The sequence below is a fragment of the Curtobacterium sp. BRB10 genome (genome assembly GCF_031844325.1).
In the GTDB taxonomy this organism is placed as follows: domain Bacteria; phylum Actinomycetota; class Actinomycetes; order Actinomycetales; family Microbacteriaceae; genus Curtobacterium; species Curtobacterium poinsettiae_A.
Genome location: NZ_JAUZVA010000004.1, coordinates 394,835 through 417,649 on the forward strand (window position 1 = coordinate 394,835; position 22,815 = coordinate 417,649).

A 22,815-nucleotide genomic window follows, 5' to 3' on the forward strand; every position below is an offset into this window, starting at 1 on the left:
CGGACGGGAGGCCCGGTGCCAGCTGGCACCGTCCCTCCCGGCACGGCCGTCACCCCGCTGGCGCGGTGCGACGGTACCGGCGGGTGGGGCCCACCTCCCGTCCGTCCGTGATCTGCCCGTGACGGGCGCCCGCTCAGGCGGGCTCAGCCACGCGCCCGCCGTCGCCGGCTCCGCAGCGTCCACACGAGTCCACCGGCCGCGAGCAGTGCCGCCGCCAACAGCCCGAGGGGGAGCAGGTTCGAGCCCGTCCAGGCCAGTGCACCGCCCGGATCGCTGCCCGCATCCGCGCCACCGTTGCCCGGCGCTGCCGCGCCCGGTGCGCCGGATCCGCTGTCACCCGGCGCCGGAGCGCCGCTGCCCGGCAGGCCCGCACCCGGCGACGTGGTCGGCGCCGGAGCAGCCGCAGCCACGACGGTGAAGGCGGCCCGAGCCAGGGACGCACCATCGACCGACGCGGTGACGGTCACCCGACCCGACGCCGTGCCCGGCACCCGCAGGTCGGCTGAGAATGCACCACGGGCGTCGGTGTGCGCGGTGGCACCACCGATGCGTGGCGTGGTCGTCAGCGCCACGTCGGTGTCGGCCGGGAAGCCGGCGCCGGTCACGGTCTGCATGTCGCCCGCGTCGACCCGGGGCGACTCGACCCGCAGGACCGGCGTCGCCGCCGCCCTGCTGCTGAAGGCGACGACCGTGCGCTTGGTCACGGACCGTTCGTCGACCGGCACGCTGATGGTGCGGGTGCCGGCGTCGTAGGTCCACGCGGTGTCCGCGATCGCGCGGCCGTCGATGGTGACGGTGCGGGGGCGGTCGGCGTTGGTGAACGTCGCCGTCCACGAACGGTCCTGCACCTGGCCGGCGAAGGAACCGTCGGCGGGGGCGATGTCGAGCGAGCCGCCGGTCGCCTGCTGTGTGTAGCGGACGGCGGTGGTGGCGCTGCCCGCCTCCGCCTTCGCGGTGACGGCGGCCGTGGTCATCGGGCTCGACTTCGCAGCCGTGTCCTCGCCGGCGTCTTCGTGCAGGTCGAACGAGCCGTCCGCGCCCGTCGCCGCCGTCAGGGTGACGGCATCGAGCGGTGCGGCGTCGTTCTCGACCTGCTCGGAGCGGGTGGGGACGATCCCGCCGCTCTTCACGAACACCGGCATGCTGTTCAGGTCGGTCGTCACGTCGGCAGTGGTGCCTCCGGCGTAAGTCTTGCCGGTGAACCAGTCGGTCCACGAGCTGCCGGCCGGGAACCAGACGGAGCGGGTGGCCTTGCCGGAGTCGTCGTTCGCGGTGGTGACCGGGGCGACGAGCACGTCGGGGCCGTACAGGTACTCCGAGCCGGCCTGGGCGTAGGACTCCTGCGCCTCGGGGTACTGCAGGTAGAGCGGCTGCAGGATCGGGGCGCCCGTCTCGGTGGCCTGGGCGGCGAGCGTGTAGGTCAGGGGGACCAAGGCTTCGCGGAGGTTCAGGAACCGCTTGGCCGAGGCCTCGGCAGCGGCCGGGTACTGCCACGGCAGCCGGTCGCTGTGGTTGCTGTGCAGGCGGTCGATCGGCTGGAAGGTACCGAGCTGCACCCAGCGGGCGTAGAGGTCCTCGGGCAGCTGGGTCGTGCCCTCCTCGGCGCCCTCGATGCCGTACTGCGCACCGTTGTGGCCGCCGATGTCGTGGCTGACCGAGGCCAGACCGGTCGCGGCGGACTCACCGGGGGTGTAGCCGACCTCGGCGAGCAGCATGTCCCACGACGACGTGGTGTCGCCGGTGAAGTGCACGGTCGTGCGCTTGTCCGCCCACGGGCCGGTCGGGACGGCCTGCGGGTTGCCGTAGCCGCCCGCGGTCAGTGAGCCGTACGCCCGCGAGAACGCGAGCCCCCGGCCGCCGAGCGCTTCGTCGGTGTACTTCGCGTACTGCTGGTTGATGAACGCGTCGGGGGTGACTCCGTTCGCGGAGTACTTCGAGTTCTCGCTGCAGCACCAGTCGAGCCACCACATGTCGACGCCCTTCGGCTGCAGCGACGTGTGCAGGTCGAAGTAGGCCTTCAGCTGGTCGGGGTCGGACCAGTCGAACAGGTACCGGTCGCCGTCGCCCTTGGTGAGCTTGCCCTTCGCGGTGGCCTGGGCCTTCGCGAACTGCGGGTCCTGGCTCGAGATCGACGGGTGGATGTTGAGGGTGTTGTGGATGCCCTGGGCGTGCCAGTCGGCGAGCAGGCCGGTCATGTCCGGGATCCGGGACGGGTCGACCGACCAGCCGTTCCACTTGCTGTCGCCCTGGTTGGTGGGGCTGCCGATCTTGTAGTCGGTGTCGATCGCCATGACGTCGACGGGGACGTCCTCGTCGTCGAACTGCTTCGCGATCGCCAGGTAGTCGGCCTGCGAGCGGTCGTAGTACTCGGAGTACCAGACGCCGTACGCCCAGCGGGGGAGCAGCTTCGTCGGACCGGTCAGGACGGCGAGCTCCTGCAGGGCGTGACGGTAGTCGCTGCCGTACCCGAAGACGTAGCCGTCCTGGTAGCGCTCGCCGCCGTGGTCGCCGGCGGGGGTGACGGTGTCGGTCGCCTGGTCGTACAGCGCCGAGGCGCTGTCGTCGAGGAGTGACCAGCCGTCCTGGTAGAGCAGACCCGGGTTCGTCTTCACCGATCCGTTGGCGGTGTCGAGGTCGCGTCGGTACCCGCCGAGCGGTGCATGTGCGGCGAGGACCGGCGACGCGGTGTCGACCACGGCGACGGTGTCGAAGTTCACGTTGCAGTTGTTCGCCACGGTCGGGCACCCGATCACGACGTCGTTCGCGCCGGTGGCCAGGCGCACCGGCACGGTGGCGGTGTTCCAGTAGTCCCAGCCGCTCGTCTTCGGGAGCGGTGCAGTGGTGGCCTGCTGACCGGTCGGGGCCGCGGTGAGCGTCGGCGTCCCGGCCGAGCCGTTGGCGTAGCGGACCTGCAGGGCGTAGTCGCCCGCGGCGGGCACCCCGGTGACGCGGGTCGTCAGCTGCGCGCCGGCACGCTCGAACCCGGCGACGAAGCCGACCCCGGCGAAGCCGTTGTGGTTCGTGGCGGTCGTCGCCGGAGCGGTGCGTGCCGAGTCCTCGGCCTGGCACACGGTGCCGAACGCGCAGTCCTCGCCGGTGACCGTGGTCGACGGAGCCGGGTAGGCGGCGCCTGTGCTGACCAGGGCCAGGCTGTCGACGTTCACCCGGCCGGAGTCGTCCGCGGTGCGTTCGATGCGCACGCGGTGCTCGCCCGCCGTCAGGTCGAGCGTCGTGGCGGCGGTGGTCTTCCAGTCGTCCCAGTTCGCGCCGGGTGCGAGCCGGATCGTCTTCGCGGTGCCGCCGTCGACGGTCACGCTGAGGGTGCGGGTGGCGACCTGGCCGTCGCCGCCCTGCGAGTTCGCGTAACGCAGGGCGAGGTCGTACGAGCCGGCCTGGTCCGCCGTGGTCGTGAAGGTCATCGCGTTGCCGACGGACTCAAAGCCCGCGGCGAACCCGGCTCCGGTGAAGCCCGTGTGGTCGGTGGCGAGCGACAGGCCGGTGAGGCCGAGCATCTCGGCCTCGCAGAGCGACCCGATCGTGCACGAGGGGGTGGGCGTCGACACCCACGGCGTGCCGGTGACCCGTTGGCCGGACGCCGTGGTCACGGTGGTCTGCAGGGTGTCCTGCGTGAAGGCCCCCGAGCCCTCCTTGTACCGGACGGTCATCGCGCCCGTGTCGAGGGTCAGCCAGCCGTCCCGCTCGGTCTTCGTGAACGTGGTCGGTGCGAAGTCGTCGCGGCCGATGACGTTGAAGGTGCTGCCGTCGGTGAACTGCGAGTCGCCGGCGTACTCGGTGCGGATCAGCGTGGGGGAGAGCACCTCGAACCGGGCTTGGCCCGAGACGACGGTGCGGTCGGCGGCCGGGTCCGCGGCGGCCGGGATCGCAGCGATCGCGAGCATGCCGAGGGCGGTCGCAGCGACGATGCCCGACGACAGCGCACGGCGCAGCCCTCGGGATCGGAAGGAGATGGGGCGCAAGTGGGTGCTCCTCGTGGACGTCGTCGTCCATCGGGCCGTGCAACGGCCGTGACCTGCGAGCCGTCCCTGCGGCGGCCCGTTTACAACGCTGTAAACCATACGACCAGGACGGCTCCCGAGGAAGGGGCAGCCGGGGGTCGGCTCGTTTCGCGGCTCGCGCCGCGATGGTGAGCGGCGTGGTCGCGTCGTCTGTGGCCCTGGACTCGAGACGCTGACGGACTGGAGGCACGGTGCCAGCTGGCACCGTGCCTCCAGGCCCGCCGTCGCCCCGCTGGTGCGACGGCTTCTCGCCGCGGAGCCGGTCCGCAGCGTCCGACGCGGCACCGACCATTCGGCGGATGAACGCGGCGTGGTGCTCGAGCTCTGCTGCAGGAACCTCTTGCGGGCAGGTCGAGCCAGGAGGACAACAGCTGATTGGGATCCGCGAACGCCACAGCCACTCCTTCGACGGCGCATTGCATTGCTTGCGCGCGCGGTTGGTCGCTCTTACGCTGCCCGCATGTGGTGGTGGATCGGAACCGGTTTGGTCTTGGCGGTGCTCCTCGTGCTGTGGTTCGTCATGCACCGCTACACGAACTTTGGCTCTCGAGCGGCGAAGTTCGAGGGGACTGACCCCGAAGTCGCGGACGCCCTTCGGCAGGCCGAGGCCGACATCGCTCGGGGGCGCATGTACTTCTGACGCGCTCGAGGGTGAGTGAGCCCACCACCGTTCGGTGGCCGATCGACTACCGAACGGATATGCAAGAGTCTGCGCATAGATGCAGATAGCAGGGGTGGTCGCCACGTCGAGAGTGACTACGTGGAGCTGGCGGTCGAGGTGTTCAGCATGCTCGCCGATGCCACCCGGGTGCGGATCGTGCTGGCGCTCTCCGACGGCGAGCTGCCCGTGAACGACCTCGCTGAGCAGGTCGGTAAGTCGCCAGCCGCGGTCTCGCAATGCCTCGCCAAGCTGCGTCTGGCCGCGCGGTCGCCACCCGACAGGAAGGCACACGCGTCTTCTACCGGCTCACGAACGAGCACGCCCGACAGCTCGTGTCCGATTCGGTCTTCCAGGCCGAGCACCAGCTCGACGGCACCCCGCCCACCACCACGAGGGAGCCGCGCGTGCTGACCGCTCTGCGTAGTCGCGGCGTCCAGGCATCCGCGCGGACCACGGGCGGACACCGGGAGTACCGCGAGCCCGATGTCGCGCGGGTGCGCTTCATGCAGATGCTCTACGCGGCGGGCATGCCGAGTCGTCGGATCGTCGAGATCCTGCCCTTCCTCGACACCGGGGTCGCGACGCGGACGATGCTCGACCACTTCGACGAGGAGAGCGATCGCATCCGACGCCAGATCGAGGCCCTCGGTGCCATCCACGACCGCCTCGCGCGGCTCCGCGACATCGCGGCGGAGTCCGTCGCGGGGCGGCCGCCGGAGGAGTGCCGCTCGTCGGCGAACGCCGCCGCGGCCTGAGCAACGCGGTTTAGCTGGCGGCGGCGGGCCTGCTGAACAGGTTGACGACGTTGCCGTCCGGGTCGCGGACCAGTGCGGAGCGGTTGCCCCACGGCATCGTGGTCGGCTCCAGGACGACGTCGTCGCTGCTGCACCGCAGTCCGGCGAAGTCGCCGTCGACGTCAGCGACCTCGAACTCGATGAGCACGGAACGGTTCGTCGCCGGCGTCAGCGCGCCGCCGAGCATGGCGACCGTGGCGGTGCTGGCGATCGCGAGGGTCCCACCCGCGCCCGTGAACTGCGCGAAGACCGGTGCGGGGCGCTCGGCCGGCTGGCCGGTGACCCGCTCGTAGAAGGCGACCATGCCCTCGAGGTCGTCGGTGATGATGCGGACGGATGCGAACGACATGGGGTTCCTCACGGTGGTGCTGCTGACTCGGAGCGACCAGCTTCACCGGCCGCCGCGACACCGTCCTGTCGGTGTTTCCGGAAACCGACCGCGTTTCCGGGGATCGACCGCGCTAGTCGTCGAGGACCGGCCGGAGTCGTCCGTACTGGATCGCGAGATCCTCGGATCGCAGGACGCGCTGCGCCGGCCGCTCGTCGGTGACCTCGACCGACAGCATCCGGTCGCCGCGGAACGCCCGCACCCCGTCGCGGGTCCGGCACCAGGCGATCAGGTACCACTGACCGTCCTTCCCGATCGACCCCAGCGGTTCGACGTCGCGGACGGACTCCGCTCCGCCAGCGTCCCGGTACCGGAGTCGCACGACCCGATCCGCGCGCAGGGCCGCCGCGAACTCGGCCGGGACGGCCGTGTCCTCGTCGTCCTCCAGGAAGTGCACCCGGGATGCCAGTGCGCTGGCTCGTGCGGCGTCCTCGGCGGGCATCACCGCGAGCGTCTTCCTGGCCGCGGTCTGCGCCGCCTGCCGGAACGGACTGCGCCCCAGCGAGCCGAGCCCGATCAGCACCGCGAGGGCCTCGTCCGGCGTGAAGCCCGCCGGGCCGAGTGTTGCGGACGCGTCGATGACGTACCCACCCGTCCGGCCGGGCTCCGCCCAGATGGGCACACCCGATTGCTGCAACGCGGAGATGTCCCGTTCGATGGTCCGGACCGACACCTCGAACCGCTCCGAGAGACGACGCGCGCTCCGCGGTTGCGGGGAGACGGCGCGCAACTCCTCCACGAGGCCGTAGAGCCGATCGGTGCGATTCACCTGGCCATCTTCGCTGTCGTGCCGAGGGTTCCGTCAGATCCACGCCGTCTCGTCTGCCACGTGCTCGTGGGGCTCGCATCCGTCCGCCTACGCTGCGGGGGTGTCTGCAGCCCTGACCGTCGAACTCCTCCGGACGTTCGGCGTTGCGATCGAACGCGGGTTGTCCGAACGGGAACTGGCCCGGGCCGAGCGTCGGTACGGCATCCGGTTCGGCGCGGACCACCGAGCCCTGCTCTCCCTCGCAGTGCCGAGCGGGGACGGCTGGTTCGACTGGCGCGCTCGGAAAGACGAACGGCTGCGACGGGCGATCCGGTGGCCGGTCGAGGGCGTCCTGTTCGACGTCCGTCACGACGCCTTCTGGCCCGGGTCGTGGGGCGAGCGACCCAGCGATGAGTCGCAGCGTCTCGAGGTGGCCCAGCGGCACCTGCTGCAGTGGCCGCAGCTGGTGCCGTTGTACTCGCACCGCTACCTGCCTGCCGCGCCGGTCGGCAGCGGGGCGCCCGTCTTCTCGGTGTACCAGACGGACGTGGTCATCTACGGCGATGATCTCGTCGACTACGTCAAGCGAGAGTTCCGGCCGGATCGTACCGAGCGGGAGACCAGCGTCGGGATGCACGACCTAGAGCCGTGGACGCTGCTCGCCTTCGGCGAGGACGTCCCCTGAACGCAACGAGCGGATCCGGCTGCCGGCGGTTCTGAACGCAACGGCTGACGGACTGGAGGCGCGGTGCCAGCCGGCACCGTGCCTCCAGTCCGTCCCGGGGTCGCGCCCAGGGCGTGTCAGGACTCCGACAGGAATCCGGCGCGCAGCGTGAGGGCTCCGTCAGGGAAGCGCTCGCGCCGTCGGCGGTCCGGCATGATCGGCAGGTTGCCCGTACGCACCACGGAACCAGGAGGACACCGGTGGCCCTCATCGACAACGGCATCTACGTCAACGGAACGCGGACGGACTCGCCCGCGGACCTCGGGCGCACGTACGAAGCGCTCGACGCCGCCGGGAGGGGCGCGATGGCCTGGATCGGGCTGTTCCGACCGACCGCCACCGAACTGGCCTCCGTCGCGGACGAGTTCGGGTTGCACCCGCTCGCCGTCGAGGACGCGCACAAGGGGCACCAGCGGGCGAAGCTCGAGCGGTACGGCGACACCCTGTTCGTGGTGCTGCGACCCGCCTGGTACGACGAGGACGAGGAGACGGTCGAGTTCGGTGAGGTGCACCTGTTCACCGGCCGCGACTTCGTCGTCACCGTCCGGCACGCGGAGCAGCCGAACCTGGCCGACGTGCGGAAGCGACTCGAAGCCGACCCGGACGCCCTGGGGCGCGGGTCCGAGGCGGTGCTCTGCGCGGTCCTCGACGAGGTCATCGACAGCTACGCCCCCGTCGTCGCCGGGCTGCAGGACGACATCGACGACATCGAGGACGACCTGTTCGACGGCGACGTCGACCCGGCGTCCTCGCGGCGGATCTACCAGTTGCTGAGCGAGGTCATCGGGTTCCAGCGCGCGATCGGCCCGCTGCCCGAGATGCTGAACGCCTTGCTGCGGGGTGCCCGGAAGTACGGCACGGACACCGAGGTGCAGAACCAGCTGCGGAACGTCCTGGACCACGCGATCCGCGTCACCGAGCGTGTGGACACCTTCCGGACGCTGCTCGAGAACGCCCTCACGCTGCACTCGACCCTGGTGACGCAGGAGCAGAACGACGCGATGCGCCGGATGACCAGCGCGAGCCTGGCGCAGGGGGAGGAGAGCCGGCGGCTGGCTCGGGCGTCGATGGAGCAGGGCGAAGAGGTGAAGAAGATCTCGTCGTGGGCAGCCATCCTGTTCGCTCCCACGTTGGTGGCGTCGATCTACGGCATGAACTTCGAGCACATGCCCGAGCTGCGGTGGGCGTGGGGGTACCCCGCGGCGATCGTCGCGATGGTCCTGCTGGCGGTCGTGCTGTGGGCGGTGTTCAAGCGGCGGCACTGGCTCTGAGCGTGCGTGACGACGGACCGGAGGCACGGTGCCAGCTGGCAGCGTGCCTCCAGTCCGTCGGTCAGTCCGTCCAGGTCTGCTGGACGAGCGCTCTCAGGAGGCCGTCGGTCGGGACGTTCGACTGCGTGACCGCGATCCAGGTGTCGCCGCGCACGAAGAACGTGTGCGTCGTGTCCACCCGGTCCGAGTAGTACATCGACGTCTCGGTGTGCTGGCAGGAACGGCCGCCGAGTGTGTCGGTGCAGGTCCAGCCCTTGCCTGCGAGGGACTGGAGCCGGGCCTGGAGGACACCTCGGTCGACGGTGCCCATCCCGAGGAACAGGTTGTCGACGTCCTCGGTGCTGCCGCTCGGCGACCAGTGGCAGACCAGCGTCGCGTCCGCGGTGAACGGTTCCTCGGGGTCGACGTAGTAGTCGGTCTTCCCACCGGGAACCGCGGGTCGGAGCTGGTCGAGGACCAGTGAACCGAACAGGCGCGGAGCATCAGCTGCCGGAACGGCGTCCGTGCACGCCGCGGGGATGGTCCCCGTCGTGTCGGCCGTCGGGGTCGGCGTCGGCGTGATGCGCGCCGCTGACGGTGACGGCGACCCGGACGGTGCCGGGGCCGGCGCCGCAGAGGTCGCAGCCGGTGTCGGCGCGGCGGCGAAGGGCGTCGGGACCAGGCCGAGCGCCATCGACCCGCTCGCGGCACCGATGCCGAGCACCGCGATCACCGCCGCGGTGAGTCCGGCCCGACGGCCAGGGGACACCGGGCGGGGCTCGGCGCGCATGCCCCGGACGACCTGCTGCCGCATGCCGGCGAGCATCTGGCGCATGTCGTCGCCACCGGGTGGCTCGTTGCTCATCGCGGACCCGTGGTCGGTTCGTCGTTCATCGTTCATCGTTCGTCACCGCCTTCTTGATCCGTGCACGGGACCGCCACACGCGCTGGGTGACGGCGCCGACGCTCATGCCGAGCAGGTCGGCGGCCTCGGCGTAGGAGCGGCCCTCGATGAGGCAGAGCTCGCACACCTGGCGATCGAGTGGTGCGAGCGCGTCGATCTCGGCGCGGACCCACCGCAGCCGCTCGCGGGCATCGTCGTCCTGTTCGGGCGCAGCGAGCTCGTCCGGCAGGTCGACGCCCTCGTGTCGGCGCTGCTGCCGTCGCAGGTTCGCGGCGTGGTTCCGGCACACGACGAGCAGCCACGGCAGGAGTGACTCCCCGGGGACCTCCACGGTGTCGGCCTTCTGCCACAGGGTCAGGAATGCGTCCTGCACGGTCTCCTCGACGTCCATGCGCCGCGTGACCAGTGCCCACGTGTACCGGGTCATGGTCTCGGCGTGACGGTCGAACAACGCGGTGACCGCACTGCGGTCGCCGCGCGCTGCTGCCGCCACGAGCGCGCTGTCCGGCTCGGTTGATCGGTTCATGTCCACCCCCTTCACTTGCGCAGTGTGCACGGAGGGAACATCCTCACAGATCGGTCGCCGCCGGGCGTGTCGTGTGGCCGGGAGGGCACCCCTGAGTCGGCGGTCACAGGGGTGCCATCGCGTCGCCCGGTCGCGTCAGATGTCGGTCTCCCTCTCGGCCTCCGGCATCAGGTGGGTCCGACGTGAGACGACCTCGTCCGCGTCCATGTCCCGGTAGCGGCGCGCGTCGGCGAGTGCCCGCACGAGTTCGGTGGCGGTCAGCGGGACGACGTACGCCGGGGTTCCGCGTTGGAACCGCCAGCCCTCGCGGAGCGGACCGGCGTCCACGACGTCGAAGCCGATGCTCCGGATGAGCTCGCTGACGGTGTCCTTGGCTGCCGCGTCGTCGCCCGCGACGGGCAGCGCCCGCCGGGGTCCTCCGCCCGGGCGTGCGTCCGTGGCGATCTCCTCGGCGTAGATGCTGTTGAACGCCTTCACCACACGAGCGGCCGGGAACGAAGTCTGCAGGAGTTCCGACGTGGTGGTCGACTCGTCGTCAAGTGCTTCGATGCGCCCGGACCAGTCGGTGTAGTAGTTGCCCGCGTCCATGACGATCCGGCCGTCCAGCGCGGCCGACGGGAGCTGGTCGTACCGGTGCAGCGGGACGGCGAGGAGCAGTATGTCGGCCCGCTCCGCTGCCCCGACCACGGTGTCCGCGGACGCCTGCTCGCCGAGTGCGACCACGATCTCGGACAGGCTCTCCGGGCCGCGCGAGTTGGCGAGGACGACACTGTGGCCGGCGGCGACGGCTGCCTGCGCGAACCCCGCTCCCACCCTGCCGGTGCCGATCACTGCGATGACTGTCATGGCGACGCTCCTCTGTGTCGTGGGCTGTGCGGCACGGATCGCACCACGGTGCTGCCGCCCTCGGTCCACCGTGGGGCGGCGCGGCCCCGGTGTCTTCCGTCACGTGACGTAGGGAGGACCAGTGAACGGCGCCGCGAGAGGGGAACCGCCAGGCCGCTGCAAGCCTGGTGCAGGCATGTCATTGCCCCTCTTGCGAAGGAGGTCGAGTCGGTCTCGAGCCGGACGCCCGCGCCGCGGAGCGCGACGTAGGTTGCTGCGATGCAGTCGAGTGACAAGGAACGTGCGGTGAACCTGGGTTCCGGAGTCGGCATCGCGCTGATCCTCGTGGAACTGCTGATGATCTGGTTCGCGCCGGCGGTCTGGAGCGGTCGGGCGACCTTCGTCGTCGTCATCGGCGTCCTGTCCGCGCTCATCGGGTTCGTCTTCGCGTTCGTCCCTGCGAGCCGCCGACGCTGACGGGTCGGGCGGGCGGAGGTCGAGAGGTCAGTGACCGGCGCCGAGGTTCCCGGCGAGGCGGCTGTGGAATGCCTGGCTGGCGTCGTTCAGCCCGGCGATCTCGACCCGCTTGCCGTGCTGGTGGTACTTCGTCTCGATGGCGTCGAGTGCGGCGACGGTGGAGGCATCCCAGATGTGCGACCCGGTCATGTCGATGACGACCAGGTCGGGGTCGTCGACGTAGTCGAACTGCGTGGTGAGGTCGTTGCTCGACGCGAAGAAGAGTTCGCCCTCGACCGTGTAGCGCGCGTGCTGCTCGCCGGTGCTGAGCGTCTCGATGCTCCGCGACACGTTGGTGAAGTGGGAAACGCGGCGCGCGAAGACGATCATCGCGGCGATGACACCGATGATCACGCCGATGGCCAGGTTGTCCGTGGCCACGACGATCACGACGGTGAGGACCATGACGACGGTCTCACCGACCGGCATACGCCGCAGTGTGGACGGCTTGATGCTGTGCCAGTCGAAGGTGCCGACGGAGACCATGACCATCACGGCGACGAGCGCGGCCATCGGGATGATCGCGACGACGTCGCCGAGTCCGACGACGAGGACCAGCAGGAAGACCCCGGACAGGAACGTCGAGATCCGGGTACGGGCGCCGGAGGCCTTGACGTTGATCATCGTCTGGCCGATCATCGCGCAGCCGCCCATGCCGCCGAACAAGCCGGAGGCGATGTTCGCCACCCCCTGCCCGAGCGCTTCGCGGGTCTTGCGGGAACCGGTGTCGGTGACCTCGTCGACGAGCTTCGCGGTCATGAGCGACTCGAGCAGACCGACCAGGGCCATGGCGAGGGCGTAGGGGGCGATGATCGTCAGCGTCTCGAGCGTCGGCGGGACGTTCGGGATGAACAGGGTCGGCAGGCTGTCCGGCAGCTTGCCCTCGTCGCCCACGGTGGGGATGGCGATGGACGCCAGCACGGTGACGACCGTCAGGACGACGATCGCCACGAGCGGTGCCGGGATGGCTTTGGTGACACGGGGCAGCAGCACGATGATCGCGATGCCGACGGCCCCGATGGGCCAGACGAGCCAGTCGACGCCGATGATGTTCGGCAGCTGCGCGGTGAAGATCAGGATCGCGAGGGCGTTGACGAACCCCACCATCACCGACCTCGGCACGAAGCGCATCAGCTTGGCCGCGCCGAGCCCACCGAGGACGAGCTGGAAGACGCCGCCGAGGATGACGGTGGCGATCAGGTAGTCGAGCCCGTGGTCCCGCATGACCGGTGCGACGACGAGTGCGATCGCGCCGGTCGCACCGGAGATCATCGCGGCTCGCCCGCCGACGAACGAGATCACCACGGCCATCACGAACGCCGAGAACAGGCCGACGCGCGGATCGACGCCCGCGATGATCGAGAACGAGATCGCTTCCGGGATCAGCGCGAGGGCCACGACGAGGCCGGCGAGGACCTCGCGGAGCAGGATCTTCGGGTTCCGCAGGGCGGACAGGACGGTGGGGCTGGCGTGCACCGGAGCCGGTGCGGGCGTGACGGTCGTCACGGTTCTCCTTCGGTGAGGGGGTGCGGACGCTCGGCGTCCGCGGGGGAATGTCGTGGGGCGCTTCGTCGCGCGTACTGACCGAGTGCGGCCAGGAACCAGAACCTTCCGCAACGGAAGAGTCGGTCATGTCTGACTCTAACGCAACGGTAGGGTTGCAGCGCAAGCATCGGTACGATCGGTCCGGACCGGGCAACCGGGCGGAAGGGGTCAGCAGTGACGGACGCAGCAGGTGCATCGCCGATGCGGATCGGTGAACTCGCTGACCGGACCGGGCTCTCCATCCGGACCGTGCGGCACTACGACGACGTCGGGCTGCTCCACCCCACCGGACGGACCGAGGGCGGCTTCCGGCTGTACTCCGACGACGACCTGCAACGCCTGCTCGTGATCCGCCGGATGAAGCCCCTCGGCTACTCCCTCGAGCAGATGGCCGAGCTCCTCGGCATCCTCGACGGGCTCCAGACGGCGGACGGCATCGAGCGCGACCGGCTGCAGGCGCAGCTCGACGCGTACGTCGTCGACACCGAGGAACGCCGGGCGAAGCTCGCCCGCAACCTCGAGTGGGCCGACGAGTTCCTCAGCATCCTGCGCGCGCACTGATCCGCCGAGACGGACTGGAGGCGCGGTGCCAGCTGGCACGCGCCTCCAGTCCGTCCGCTGGTCGCGGCGCGCGACCGACGCCGGCTTGTTCACCCGCCCGACGCATGCGCGTGGCAGGGTGGTCCGGGGCATCGTCGCCCGCAGCCCAGCCAGCCGCCAGCGGAGCACGATGCCAACACCCGACCTGATGATCGTCACGGACCTCGACGGGACGTTCCTCGACCACCACGACTACTCGTTCGACGCGGCCCTGCCGATGCTGGAACAGCTGCGGGCGGACGACGTCCCCGTGGTGTTCTGCAGCAGCAAGACGCGTGCCGAGATCACGGCACTGCAGGCGCGCACCGGGCTCGACGGGCACGCGTTCGTGGCGGAGAACGGCGCGCTCGTGGTCGGACCGGCGGGCGACGTGCTGGTCGGACCGGTCGACGGCGACCTCGAGCGGCTGCACGCGGAACTCGCCCGCGTCCGCCAGTCACTGGAGTTGCAGTTCGAGACCTTCGGCGACGTGACCGACGCGGTCGTCGCCGCGTGGACGGGGCTCGACCTCGAAGCGGCTGGACGAGCGCAGCAGCGCGAGGCGTCCGAGGTCCTGCTCTGGCACGCCGAGGACGACGACCGGGCGGACGCGTTCCGCGCGGCGCTCGCCGCGGTCGGCCTCGACCTGGTGCGCGGCGGTCGGTTCTGGCACGTGTTGCTGGCGGGCCGCGACAAGGGCGCGGCGGTCCGGACACTGATCGCCGACCACGAGCGTCGGACGGGGACGATCCCGCGCACGATCGGACTCGGTGACGGCCCGAACGACACCGCGCTGCTCGACGCGGTCGACTTCGCCGTCGTGGTCCGCGGGCACGGCCCGACGCCCGGACCACTCGCGGACGACCGCCCCGAGCGCGTCCACCGCACGACCGCCCCCGGCCCGCGGGGCTGGGCCGAGGGCCTCACCCGGTTCACCACCCCGTCCGTCAGGAGCCACCGATGAGCGACTTCCACCAGAACGGCGTCATCACGACGTTCCACGACCTCGGTCGCCGCAGCACCGCGAGCCTGGAGGAGGACCTGCGGGGCTTCGCCGAGAAACGCCCGATGAGCCTGATCCTGCCGGCGCTGTACTCCGAGCTCGAGCGTCCAGCCCTGTCGCGGATCGTCGACGAGCTGGCCGAGGCCGACTGGCTCAGCGAGATCGTGATCGGGCTCGACCGGGCCGACCGCTCGCAGTTCGAGCACGCCCGCGAGTTCTTCTCGCGGCTGCCGCAGCGGCATCGGATCCTGTGGAACGACGGGCCGCGACTGCGCGAGCTCGACGCCGAACTGGAGCGTGCGGGCCTGGCACCGGGGGAGCCCGGCAAGGGCCGGAACGTCTGGTACTGCACCGGGTACGCGCTGGCGTCGGAGCGGGCGGACTGCATCGCCCTGCACGACTGCGACATCACCACCTACGAGCGGGGCATGCTCGCGCGGCTGTTCTACCCGGTCGCGAACCCCGCGTTCGACTACGAGTTCTCGAAGGGCTACTACGCCCGCGTCGCCGACGGTCGGATCAACGGCCGCGCCGCACGGCTGCTCGTGGGGCCCCTGCTCCGCTCGCTCCGCCAGGTCTACGGGGAGTCCGAGTACCTGGAGTACCTGAGCAGCTTCCGGTACCCGCTGTCCGGCGAGTTCGCGATGCGTGCCCACGTGCTGAACGGCCTGAAGATCCCCGGCGACTGGGGACTCGAGATCGGCATGCTCTCCGAGGTCTACCGCGACTACGCGACCCGGCAGGTGTGCCAGGTGGAGATCGCCGACGCGTACGACCACAAGCACCAGCCCCTCGCCGAGGCCGACGGCACCGGCGGCCTCGCCCGGATGGGCAACGACATCGTGCAGTCGCTGCTCCGGAAGCTCGCGACCATGGGCGTCCCGCTCACGTCCGACTCGTTCCGCGTGCTCAAGGCGACGTACTACCGGAACGCGCTCGACATCGTCGAGGTGTACCGGCACGAAGCCGAGATGAGCGGGCTCGCGTTCGACCAGCACGCGGAGGAAGCCGCGGTGGAGCTCTTCACCAAGGCGATCCTCGATGCCGGCGGCGCCTTCACGGCGCGGCCGAACGACAAGCCGTTCATCCCGAGCTGGAGCCGGGTGCGCTCAGCGGTGCCGGACGTGCTCGACCGGCTGCGGGACGCGGTGGAGGCGGACCAGCAGGACTGACGAGGTCACTCGACCCGGTGACGGCATCGAGGATGCCGTCACCGACCGGACCGGCGCAGGGCGTCCAGGGGGACCCACCCTGGCTGCGAGCGTTGCCATGATCGGAAACGGTCGATGCGACCCTGCGCGGCCGCCACGGCAGGCCGAGCCCGTCGGATCACTCGGCCCCGCAGGACGAGGAAGCCCGAGCCCACGAGGACGAAGAAGCCCGCCAGAGCCAGCCCCGTCAGGCGGATCGGGCCGACTACTGACCAGCCGATCGAGACGCCGCCGAGCGCACACAGCACGCACCCCCAGAACAACAGTCGGCTCGCGGTGTGCCGGAAGGTCCGGATGAGCCGTTCATTGTGTTCGATCGTCGGCGTGCTGCCGGGCTCTGACTCTGCGAACCCCACCCGGAGCCGCATCACGAGCCCCAGATGACGTACGCGACGACCCCGAGGACGACCACACCGCCGATGGGGACGAAGAAGATCCAGTCGTTCCGGATCGGCGCGCTACCCGGTCGATGGTCTCGCTGGAACGGGGCGACCGGGTTGCCGCTGACCCCGGGGAGGAAGTCGGTCGAGTGCTGTCGGACCGGTTCTTCGGGACGCTGGTCGTGCATGTGACCCCCCAGAGTCGACGGGTGCTGATGACCCTCGCGTTGATCTTGCCCGACATCGAGTGCCGTGACCACCGGTGCAATCGGCCGACTCGTCATCCGTGCTGCGGGTCCCACCCGTCGGATCTCGGCGCCCAGCCGAGTTCCGGACCCAGCCGCTCGGCGATGTCCGTGATGATCTGGGCGTAGTCGTCGGGCTCGAACGAGAACGGGAGCGCGAAGGCGACCTCGGTGACCGCCTGGTAGCCGACGTCGGCACGGAGCCGGTCCGCGATCTCGGCCGACGTGCCCACCAGGTCGGCGGCGAAGAGCATTCCGGCGGGGCCCTGCGGCACGCCGACGCGACCCGAGCGGCTGTCGACGTAGGCGCGGTAGCGGGCCTCTTGCTCGGCGGTCGCGGTGTCGGTCGGGATGACGACCAGGCCCTGCGAGACGCGGGCGGCAGCGGGGTCGGGGTGGACGTCGAGGTAGGCGTCGATCTGAGCGCGCTGGTTCGTGGCGAAGTCGGTGCCGTTCTCACTGCGGGTGACGCTCGAGGTGAGCAGGTGGAAGCCGTTCTCACCCGCCCACACGGCCGACTTCGTGCTGCCGGTGCCGTACCAGATCCGTTCGGCCAGGCCGGCGCTGTGCGGCTGGACGGTGCTCGCGAACTCCTCGATGCCGCGGCGTTCGACGGTCTCGGTGGCCGTCACCGGGTCGCCGCGCACCAGGTCACGGAAGCGCAGGAGCCGGTCGTTGCCGAGGTCCTCGTGCTCCAGGGTGTCGGGGTAGATCGCGTCGCGGTACAGGTCGAAGTTCATCGGGGTACCGACCGAGAACCCCGGGTTCAGGCGGCCGCCGAGCAGGACGTCGACCGTGCTGAGGTCCTCCGCCAGACGGAACGGGTTCTCAGCACCGATCGGGGTGACGGCGGTGCCGAGGTCGATGCGCGAGGTGCGCTGCGAGGCCGCGGCGAGCACCGCGACGGGGGAGGAGATGCCGTACTGCAGGTGGCGGTGGCGCAGCCAGGCGCTGTCGAAGCCGAGGGCCTCGGCGCGCTCGATCACGCGCAGAGTGTCCTCGTGACCCTCGGACGGTCGGGCGGGGTCGAACGACCCGATCGTCAGGAAGCCGAGCCGGCGCAGAGGGGTTCCGTCGAGGGGCATGGGTCGATCGTGCCAGATGCGTCGTGCCGTTCGTCCGTCGGTGACCGTGGTGAAGCCACCGGGTCAGCCACCGCTCTCCTTGATTAGGGCCTCGACGTTGTTGCCGTCCGGGTCGGAAACGAACGCGGTGTACGCGTGGTACTCCGGCCAGTAGCGCGGCTCGTGCCGTGACACCCCACCGGCAGCCACGGCTTCGCGGTGGAAGGCTTCGACCTCGCTCCGCGATCCGGCCTCGAACGCCAGGTGGAGTCCGCGCGTCGTCGCCTCGGGGATCCGGGCGGTCTCGAGCGAGACGCTCGGGGTGTCGTCCCCGTGCTGCCAGAACTCGGCCACGGAGTCGGTGCGGTAGCCCGCTCCGATACCGAGGGGCGCGAGGGCGGCGGTGTAGAACGCGTCGCTCGCGGCGAAGTCGCTGGCGAAGACGCCCAGGTGGTGGATGAGGTGACGACCCGGCATGGGACGACCCTAGGCCGCCGTCACGGCATCCGTCCGGGCAGCTTCCCGGTCCCGCTGGCAGGCTGGATCCGTGCACATCACCCTGGACTCCGCGACCGACATCGTCATCTCCGGCATCCGGTTCCCGGAGGGCAACCGCTGGCACGACGGACGGCTCTGGTACTCGGACATGCACACCGGCGAGGTGTTCTCGGTCGACCCGTCCTCGACCGCCGGCCCCCGGCTCGAGGCCACCGTCGACGGGCAGTCGTCGGGACTCGGGTGGCTCGCTGACGGGCGGTTGATCGTCAGCTCGATGGAGTCCCGCACGGTCGTCGCCGTCGAGCCGGACGGCAGCACGTCGGTGTTCGCCGACCTCTCGACGATCGAGTCGTCGCTCGTGAACGACCTGGTGGTCGACGCGCAGACCGGCCGGACGTACATCGGTGCCTTCGGCTACGACCTGTACGCGGGCGAGGAACTGCGCCCCGGCCCGCTCTACGTGATCGACCCCGAGGGCTCCGTCCGCCTGGCCGCCGAGGGCCTGGTGTTCCCGAACAGTGCCAACGTCCTGCCCGGCACCCGCACCTTGGTCGTCAGCGAGACGTGGGGTGGCCGCCTCACCGCCTTCGACATCGAGGACGACGGTTCGCTGACCGGGCGGCGCGAGTGGGCAGCCCTGCCCGGCGGCGTGACCCCGGACGGCAGCACCGTCGACCGTGATGGCGCGATCTGGGTCTGCTCGGTCGACACGGGGGAGTTCCTGCGGGTCGTCGAGGGCGGCGAGGTCACGGACCGCATCGACGCGCCCGGGGACTGCGCGATCGACTGTGCGCTCGGTGGCGAGGACGGTCGCACCCTCTACCTGGCGACCGCCGACAGCTACGACCCGGCCGTGACGGCGAAGACACGCGCCGGTCGGATCAGTTCGGTCCGGGTTCAGGTGCCGGGGTGGTGAGCCCGAGTGACCTCGTCGAGGCGACGCGTCGCGCCGACCACCTGGTCGAGCACGGACCGACGGCGGTCGTCTTGTCGCAGCAGGCGGGGTTCGCCGGCATGTCGATCCTGTGGGCGTTCATCAGCGTTCCCTCCGTGCTCCGCACCGACTCGGTGATCTGGTTCTTGTTCGCCCTGGCCGGAGCGGTCGTGAACGTGACCGCATGGGTCCGTGCTCGACGCCACCGCAGACTGCTGCCGTACCTCGTCGAGACGCCGGAGCAGCCGCTCGGCGCGCTCACCCCGGCGGACCGCAAGTCCGTCACCCGACAGATCAGCGGACGGGCACCGGTGACGCCCGAGACCGTGCCGCTCGTACGGGCGATGCTCGCGTGGCAGCGACGCTCCACCCGGGCCTCGGCCCCGACCCTGATCGGCACCGGGCTGAGCCTGGTGGGACTCGGAGGTGCCTCGGCCACGACGTTCGGATGGGGTTGGGCGTTCTTGGTGTTCATCGCCGTCGTCGTGGTGTTCGTCACGGTCGCGACGGTGATCGGCGTGCGTCGAAGCCGCCGAGTCCTGGCCGAGCTCGATCGGGTCGGCGCGCCCGTCTCCTGACCTCGCGCAGTGCGCGGTCGCACACGCGGTGCGAGGTTGCACACCTCGTGCGAGGCGCCAGGGTCGCACCAGGCGTACAACCTCGCACCACGCGACACGGCGCACCACGCGACACGGCGCCCCACCCGACACGGCACCCCACGCGACACGGCGCCCCACGCGCACCCGCGTCACCCGCACCCCTCCGGGTACGGCAGACTGCTCGGACAAGCATCCAGGAGTGATCGTCATGTTCGTCGCCGCCATCGTCTTCCTCGTCATCGCGCTCGTCGCGCTCTACTTCCGAACACGCACCTACTCCACCCCCGCACGCCCGGCCACACCCGGTCGCGAGGCACGCCCCGCCGTCCCGACCCGCCGCCCGAACCTCATCGCCGCGTGGACCGCGGCCGCAGCCGGCGTCCTGTTCGTCGGGCTCACGCTCGGCAGCACGCTCTACGCGCAGGACACGGGCGAGTCGAAGGTCCAGGTGGACATCTCCGGCAACATCGTCGGGCAGACCACGGACTCCGGGTTCCACTTCAAGGCACCGTGGGCCACGCTCCACACGTTCAACATCCGCAACCAGACCGTCACCTACATCAACGCGGTGAACGGCTCGGACTCGGACAACAACGGCAACGTGCGCTCCGGCCCGTACGTCACGGTGCAGGACCAGGACGGCGTCTCGTCGAACGTCAGCCTGAACCTGCAGTACAGCATCGACGCGAAGTCGGTCACCGACATCTACCGGTCGTACAAGACCGAGGAGAACTTCAAGACGCAGTTCATCGGCAACTCGGTGCGCAGCGTCGTCCGTCAGGTGCCGAACGACTTCACCACGATCGAGCTCATCACCAAGCGCGGCACGGTGGAGAAATCGATGATCCAGGCGCTCGAGACGCGGTGGAAGGGCTCCGGCGTGCACGTCGACAACTTCGCGCTGCAGGAGATCACCCCGCCGAAGTCGGTCACCGAGGCGTACGCCACGGCACAGCAGGCGCAGATCCAGGTCACGAAGGAGCGCGCACTGTTGGACGCCAAGAAGGTGCAGGCACAGCAGCAAGTCGCCGAAGCGCAGGGTCAGGCCGACGCCAACGAGGTCCTCAACGAGCACCCGCTCTCGGACGCCGCGCTCAAGCAGCGTGAGATCGAGGCCCTCAAGAGCGCTGGCGACAACGGCTCCCTGATCGTCGTGCCGCAGGGCACCGACAACATCCTCAGCCTGCCGGGAACCTCGGGTTCGAAGAGCAAGTAGCGCGCGCTGAGACGCCGGCGTCTCCCGGATCGGAGACGCGCGCCGAGACGGACGGGAGGCACGGTGCCAGCTGGCACCGTGCCTCCCGTCCGTCGGCGTGGTGGGGTCCAGGGCCCCGCTCAGGCCGCGCCGTGACTGGCGCGGCTGCGCCGCGAGAGCGAGTCGATGATGACGGCCAGCAGCAGGACCGCGCCGGTGATCATGTAGCGGATCGACGAGTCGAGGCTCAGCAGGGTGAGCCCGTTCGAGATCGACTGGATCACGATGATGCCGAGCAGCGCCGACCAGGCGCTGCCACGGCCACCGAAGAGACTCGTCCCGCCGATGACGGCTGCGGCGATCGCGTTGAGGTTGGTGTCGCCGGCGCCGGAGGACAGGCTCGCCGAGTTCAGGCGGGCGGCGGCGAGGATGCCGCCGACGGTGGCGAAGAGCGAGGTCAGCATGAACACCGAGATGTAGATGCGGTTCACCCGGATGCCGGAGCGCCGTGCGGCTTCGACGTTGCCGCCGACCGCGAAGACCGAGCGCCCCCAGCGGGTGCGCTTCAGCACGAAGTTCATCAGCACGACCAGCACGACGAAGAACACGAACGAGGTGCCGGTGCCGAAGTCGCGCGACAGGTACCAGACCATCAGCGCGAGGCCGAGGAACAGGGCGACGGCCTTCACGATGGTCAGGGACATCGCCCCGGTCGACAGCCCGGCACGGCGGCGGCGGGCAGCGCGACGGACCTCGGTGAAGAACAGGCCGCCGGCTGCCAGCACAGCGAGCAGGTAGGCGAGCCACGGCGGCAGGTACGAGGCCGAGGCGAACTGCACGATCGGTGAGTCGTACGGCAGGTTGATCGAGCCGTTCGGGCCGAGGATCAACAGCTGCAGCCCGAGGAACCCGAGCAGACCGGCGAGCGTGATGACGAAGCTCGGCACCCCGAAGCGGGTGAACAGCAGGCCGTAGAGCAGACCGGCGGCGGCGCCGACGGCCAGCGCGACGGTGAGCACGAGCCACAGCGGCCAGCCGAGTGTGGTCAGGCCCTGGCCGAGGATCGCGGCGGAGAGCCCGCTGACGCTGCCGACGGACAGGTCGATCTCGCCGAGCAGCAGCACGAGCACGATGCCGATCGCGATGGTGCCGACCGCGGCGCACTGCAGGGCGAGGTTGACCAGGTTGCCCGGGGACAGGAAGTCGGGGGAGAGCGCCTGGAACACCGCCCAGATGACGATGAGCCCGACGACCACCGGCAGCGAGCCGATGTCGCCGCCACGGACCCGTCGGACGAACGCCTTCGCCGCGCCGCCGAGCCCGGCGTCACGCAGGAGCCGCTCGTCCTGCAGGTCCGCGGCCGAGGGCGTCGGGGTCGCTGCGGTGAGGGTCTCGTCGGTCTTGCTCATGCGCTGGTCTCCTGCTCGGTCCGGGCGGCGGCGCGACGGGTGACGGCGTTGTCGGTGGCGCCGGTGATCGCCGCGATGATCTCCTCGTAGGAGACGTCGTCGATGCGGAACGTGCCGTTGTTGCGGCCGAGTCGCAGGACCGCGACCCGGTCGGCGACGGCCTGCACGTCCGCGAGGTTGTGGCTGATGAGCACGACGCCGAGGCCGCGCTCGCGCAGGCGTTCGACGAGGTTCAGGACCTCGGCGGTCTGCGCGACGCCGAGTGCGGCGGTGGGCTCGTCGAGCACGACCACCTGCGGGTCGCCGATCAGCGAGCGGGCGATCGCCACGGTCTGCCGCTGCCCACCGGACAGCGACGCGATCGGGATCCGCACCGACGGGATCCGCGCGGCGAGCTGCTGCAGGAGCTCCCACGAGCGGCGCTCCATCTCCTCTTCGTCGAGGAACGGGTGCGCGATCTCGCGACCGAGGAACAGGTTCGAGACCACGTCGAGGTTGTCGGCGAGGGCGAGGTCCTGGAACACCGTGGCGATGCCGAGGGTCTGGGCCGCCGCGGGGTTCGGGACGCTGACCTCGTCGCCGCCGAAGGTGATCGTGCCGCCGTCGGGCGTGTAGACCCCGGCGAGGATCTTCACGAACGTCGACTTGCCGGCGCCGTTGTCGCCGACGATGGCGACCACCTCGCCCGGGTAGACGTCGAAGTCGATGTCGCTGAGGGCCTGGACGGCGCCGAACCGCTTGGTGATCCCGCGGAGGGACATCACCGGGTCGGCGGAGGGGTGTGCTGCTGGTGACGCGTTG

The 22,815-nt window shown here is 70.5% G+C and carries 23 protein-coding genes and 1 pseudogene; 12 read left to right on the forward strand and 12 right to left on the reverse strand.

Annotated features, from left to right (window positions below):
- Positions 1 to 143 precede the first annotated feature (143 nt).
- Complete coding sequence (locus Q9R26_RS11280) at positions 144 to 3,977, reverse strand: TIM-barrel domain-containing protein (RefSeq protein WP_311227314.1); 3,834 nt, start codon at positions 3,975 to 3,977, stop codon at positions 144 to 146.
- A 499-nt stretch (positions 3,978 to 4,476) separates the two neighbouring features.
- Here Q9R26_RS11280 and Q9R26_RS11285 point away from each other — a divergent pair, with 499 nt between their 5' ends.
- The 3 genes and pseudogenes from Q9R26_RS11285 to Q9R26_RS11295 all read left to right on the forward strand — a co-directional run bounded on the left by Q9R26_RS11285 (position 4,477) and on the right by Q9R26_RS11295 (position 5,432).
- Complete coding sequence (locus Q9R26_RS11285) at positions 4,477 to 4,656, forward strand: hypothetical protein (protein ID WP_182065978.1); 180 nt, start codon at positions 4,477 to 4,479, stop codon at positions 4,654 to 4,656.
- A 147-nt stretch (positions 4,657 to 4,803) separates the two neighbouring features.
- A pseudogene (locus Q9R26_RS11290) lies at positions 4,804 to 5,101 on the forward strand (ArsR/SmtB family transcription factor).
- Entirely contained in the window at positions 5,082 to 5,432 is a 351-nt protein-coding gene (locus Q9R26_RS11295; protein WP_259362843.1) for a MerR family transcriptional regulator, read from the forward strand. The pseudogene Q9R26_RS11290 and the gene Q9R26_RS11295 overlap by 20 nt, the downstream one beginning before the upstream one ends.
- A gap of 10 nt (positions 5,433 to 5,442) precedes the next feature.
- Here Q9R26_RS11295 and Q9R26_RS11300 read toward each other — a convergent pair whose 3' ends face one another.
- Both Q9R26_RS11300 and Q9R26_RS11305 read right to left on the reverse strand, forming a co-directional pair.
- Positions 5,443 to 5,820 (reverse strand): VOC family protein, encoded by a 378-nt coding sequence (locus Q9R26_RS11300; RefSeq protein WP_311227315.1) that lies wholly within the window; start codon positions 5,818 to 5,820, stop codon positions 5,443 to 5,445.
- Between the two features lie 112 nt (positions 5,821 to 5,932).
- The gene (locus tag Q9R26_RS11305) at positions 5,933 to 6,628 is read right to left on the reverse strand and encodes a YafY family protein (protein ID WP_311227316.1); all 696 of its coding nucleotides are present in this window, start codon (positions 6,626 to 6,628) and stop codon (positions 5,933 to 5,935) included.
- A 100-nt stretch (positions 6,629 to 6,728) separates the two neighbouring features.
- Here Q9R26_RS11305 and Q9R26_RS11310 point away from each other — a divergent pair, with 100 nt between their 5' ends.
- On the forward strand, positions 6,729 to 7,292 hold the full coding sequence (locus Q9R26_RS11310) for a hypothetical protein (protein WP_311227317.1): 564 nt from the start codon (positions 6,729 to 6,731) through the stop codon (positions 7,290 to 7,292).
- A gap of 239 nt (positions 7,293 to 7,531) precedes the next feature.
- Positions 7,532 to 8,602 carry a magnesium and cobalt transport protein CorA gene (locus tag Q9R26_RS11315; protein WP_311227318.1) on the forward strand — a complete coding sequence of 357 codons (1,071 nt, stop codon included), beginning with the start codon at positions 7,532 to 7,534 and terminating at the stop codon, positions 8,600 to 8,602.
- A 61-nt stretch (positions 8,603 to 8,663) separates the two neighbouring features.
- Here Q9R26_RS11315 and Q9R26_RS11320 read toward each other — a convergent pair whose 3' ends face one another.
- The 3 genes from Q9R26_RS11320 to Q9R26_RS11330 form a co-directional block, all read right to left on the reverse strand.
- Positions 8,664 to 9,446, reverse strand: coding sequence for a hypothetical protein (locus Q9R26_RS11320; RefSeq protein ID WP_311227319.1), 783 nt, complete (start codon positions 9,444 to 9,446; stop codon positions 8,664 to 8,666).
- A gap of 25 nt (positions 9,447 to 9,471) precedes the next feature.
- A complete protein-coding gene (locus Q9R26_RS11325; protein ID WP_311227320.1) occupies positions 9,472 to 10,011 on the reverse strand; it encodes a sigma-70 family RNA polymerase sigma factor in 540 nt (179 codons plus the stop codon).
- 135 nt (positions 10,012 to 10,146) lie between these two features.
- On the reverse strand, positions 10,147 to 10,857 hold the full coding sequence (locus Q9R26_RS11330; RefSeq protein ID WP_311227321.1) for an NAD(P)-binding domain-containing protein: 711 nt from the start codon (positions 10,855 to 10,857) through the stop codon (positions 10,147 to 10,149).
- A 258-nt stretch (positions 10,858 to 11,115) separates the two neighbouring features.
- Between Q9R26_RS11330 and Q9R26_RS11335 the strand changes: the two genes are divergently transcribed.
- Positions 11,116 to 11,313, forward strand: coding sequence for a hypothetical protein (locus Q9R26_RS11335; RefSeq protein ID WP_311227322.1), 198 nt, complete (start codon positions 11,116 to 11,118; stop codon positions 11,311 to 11,313).
- A 27-nt stretch (positions 11,314 to 11,340) separates the two neighbouring features.
- Here Q9R26_RS11335 and Q9R26_RS11340 read toward each other — a convergent pair whose 3' ends face one another.
- A complete protein-coding gene (locus tag Q9R26_RS11340) occupies positions 11,341 to 12,858 on the reverse strand; it encodes a SulP family inorganic anion transporter (protein WP_311227323.1) in 1,518 nt (505 codons plus the stop codon).
- 213 nt (positions 12,859 to 13,071) lie between these two features.
- Between Q9R26_RS11340 and Q9R26_RS11345 the strand changes: the two genes are divergently transcribed.
- The 3 genes from Q9R26_RS11345 to Q9R26_RS11355 all read left to right on the forward strand — a co-directional run bounded on the left by Q9R26_RS11345 (position 13,072) and on the right by Q9R26_RS11355 (position 15,651).
- Positions 13,072 to 13,458 (forward strand): MerR family transcriptional regulator, encoded by a 387-nt coding sequence (locus Q9R26_RS11345; RefSeq protein WP_311227324.1) that lies wholly within the window; start codon positions 13,072 to 13,074, stop codon positions 13,456 to 13,458.
- Between the two features lie 169 nt (positions 13,459 to 13,627).
- On the forward strand, positions 13,628 to 14,440 hold the full coding sequence (locus Q9R26_RS11350; RefSeq protein ID WP_311227325.1) for an HAD-IIB family hydrolase: 813 nt from the start codon (positions 13,628 to 13,630) through the stop codon (positions 14,438 to 14,440).
- A complete protein-coding gene (locus Q9R26_RS11355) occupies positions 14,437 to 15,651 on the forward strand; it encodes a glycosyl transferase (RefSeq protein ID WP_027464806.1) in 1,215 nt (404 codons plus the stop codon). The genes Q9R26_RS11350 and Q9R26_RS11355 overlap by 4 nt, the downstream gene beginning before the upstream one ends.
- 406 nt (positions 15,652 to 16,057) lie before the next feature.
- Here the strand turns inward: Q9R26_RS11355 and Q9R26_RS11360 are convergent, their stop codons facing one another.
- From Q9R26_RS11360 to Q9R26_RS11370, 3 genes are all read right to left on the reverse strand, one after another.
- Entirely contained in the window at positions 16,058 to 16,258 is a 201-nt protein-coding gene (locus Q9R26_RS11360) for a hypothetical protein (protein WP_111057409.1), read from the reverse strand.
- Positions 16,259 to 16,350: 92 nt separating this feature from the next.
- Positions 16,351 to 17,400, reverse strand: coding sequence for an LLM class flavin-dependent oxidoreductase (locus Q9R26_RS11365; RefSeq protein WP_311227326.1), 1,050 nt, complete (start codon positions 17,398 to 17,400; stop codon positions 16,351 to 16,353).
- A 63-nt stretch (positions 17,401 to 17,463) separates the two neighbouring features.
- Complete coding sequence (locus tag Q9R26_RS11370; protein WP_182065988.1) at positions 17,464 to 17,856, reverse strand: VOC family protein; 393 nt, start codon at positions 17,854 to 17,856, stop codon at positions 17,464 to 17,466.
- 70 nt (positions 17,857 to 17,926) lie between these two features.
- Between Q9R26_RS11370 and Q9R26_RS11375 the strand changes: the two genes are divergently transcribed.
- The 3 genes from Q9R26_RS11375 (at position 17,927) to Q9R26_RS11385 (ending at position 20,626) form a co-directional block, all read left to right on the forward strand.
- The gene (locus tag Q9R26_RS11375) at positions 17,927 to 18,793 is read left to right on the forward strand and encodes an SMP-30/gluconolactonase/LRE family protein (protein WP_311227327.1); all 867 of its coding nucleotides are present in this window, start codon (positions 17,927 to 17,929) and stop codon (positions 18,791 to 18,793) included.
- A complete protein-coding gene (locus Q9R26_RS11380; protein ID WP_311227328.1) occupies positions 18,790 to 19,389 on the forward strand; it encodes a hypothetical protein in 600 nt (199 codons plus the stop codon). The genes Q9R26_RS11375 and Q9R26_RS11380 overlap by 4 nt, the downstream gene beginning before the upstream one ends.
- A 229-nt stretch (positions 19,390 to 19,618) precedes the next feature.
- A complete protein-coding gene (locus Q9R26_RS11385) occupies positions 19,619 to 20,626 on the forward strand; it encodes an SPFH domain-containing protein (RefSeq protein ID WP_247737528.1) in 1,008 nt (335 codons plus the stop codon).
- Positions 20,627 to 20,745: 119 nt separating this feature from the next.
- Here Q9R26_RS11385 and Q9R26_RS11390 read toward each other — a convergent pair whose 3' ends face one another.
- Positions 20,746 to 22,014, reverse strand: coding sequence for a sugar ABC transporter permease (locus tag Q9R26_RS11390; RefSeq protein WP_138802952.1), 1,269 nt, complete (start codon positions 22,012 to 22,014; stop codon positions 20,746 to 20,748).
- Complete coding sequence (locus tag Q9R26_RS11395) at positions 22,011 to 22,775, reverse strand: ATP-binding cassette domain-containing protein (protein WP_110864792.1); 765 nt, start codon at positions 22,773 to 22,775, stop codon at positions 22,011 to 22,013. Before Q9R26_RS11395 ends, Q9R26_RS11390 begins: the two co-directional genes overlap by 4 nt.
- Positions 22,776 to 22,815: the final 40 nt, after the last annotated feature.

Bases quoted from the DNA above. Each gene is read 5' to 3' on its own strand.
- Q9R26_RS11285 (WP_182065978.1), top strand. From the start codon at position 4,477: ATGTGGTGGTGGATCGGAACCGGTTTGGTCTTGGCGGTGCTCCTCGTG.
- Q9R26_RS11300 (WP_311227315.1), bottom strand. From the start codon at position 5,820: ATGTCGTTCGCATCCGTCCGCATCATCACCGACGACCTCGAGGGCATG.
- Q9R26_RS11320 (WP_311227319.1), bottom strand. From the start codon at position 9,446: ATGAGCAACGAGCCACCCGGTGGCGACGACATGCGCCAGATGCTCGCC.
- Q9R26_RS11325 (WP_311227320.1), bottom strand. From the start codon at position 10,011: ATGAACCGATCAACCGAGCCGGACAGCGCGCTCGTGGCGGCAGCAGCG.
- Q9R26_RS11330 (WP_311227321.1), bottom strand. From the start codon at position 10,857: ATGACAGTCATCGCAGTGATCGGCACCGGCAGGGTGGGAGCGGGGTTC.
- Q9R26_RS11335 (WP_311227322.1), top strand. From the start codon at position 11,116: ATGCAGTCGAGTGACAAGGAACGTGCGGTGAACCTGGGTTCCGGAGTC.
- Q9R26_RS11350 (WP_311227325.1), top strand. From the start codon at position 13,628: ATGCCAACACCCGACCTGATGATCGTCACGGACCTCGACGGGACGTTC.
- Q9R26_RS11355 (WP_027464806.1), top strand. From the start codon at position 14,437: ATGAGCGACTTCCACCAGAACGGCGTCATCACGACGTTCCACGACCTC.
- Q9R26_RS11360 (WP_111057409.1), bottom strand. From the start codon at position 16,258: ATGCACGACCAGCGTCCCGAAGAACCGGTCCGACAGCACTCGACCGAC.
- Q9R26_RS11365 (WP_311227326.1), bottom strand. From the start codon at position 17,400: ATGCCCCTCGACGGAACCCCTCTGCGCCGGCTCGGCTTCCTGACGATC.
- Q9R26_RS11370 (WP_182065988.1), bottom strand. From the start codon at position 17,856: ATGCCGGGTCGTCACCTCATCCACCACCTGGGCGTCTTCGCCAGCGAC.
- Q9R26_RS11385 (WP_247737528.1), top strand. From the start codon at position 19,619: ATGTTCGTCGCCGCCATCGTCTTCCTCGTCATCGCGCTCGTCGCGCTC.
- Q9R26_RS11390 (WP_138802952.1), bottom strand. From the start codon at position 22,014: ATGAGCAAGACCGACGAGACCCTCACCGCAGCGACCCCGACGCCCTCG.
- Q9R26_RS11395 (WP_110864792.1), bottom strand. From the start codon at position 22,775: ATGTCCCTCCGCGGGATCACCAAGCGGTTCGGCGCCGTCCAGGCCCTC.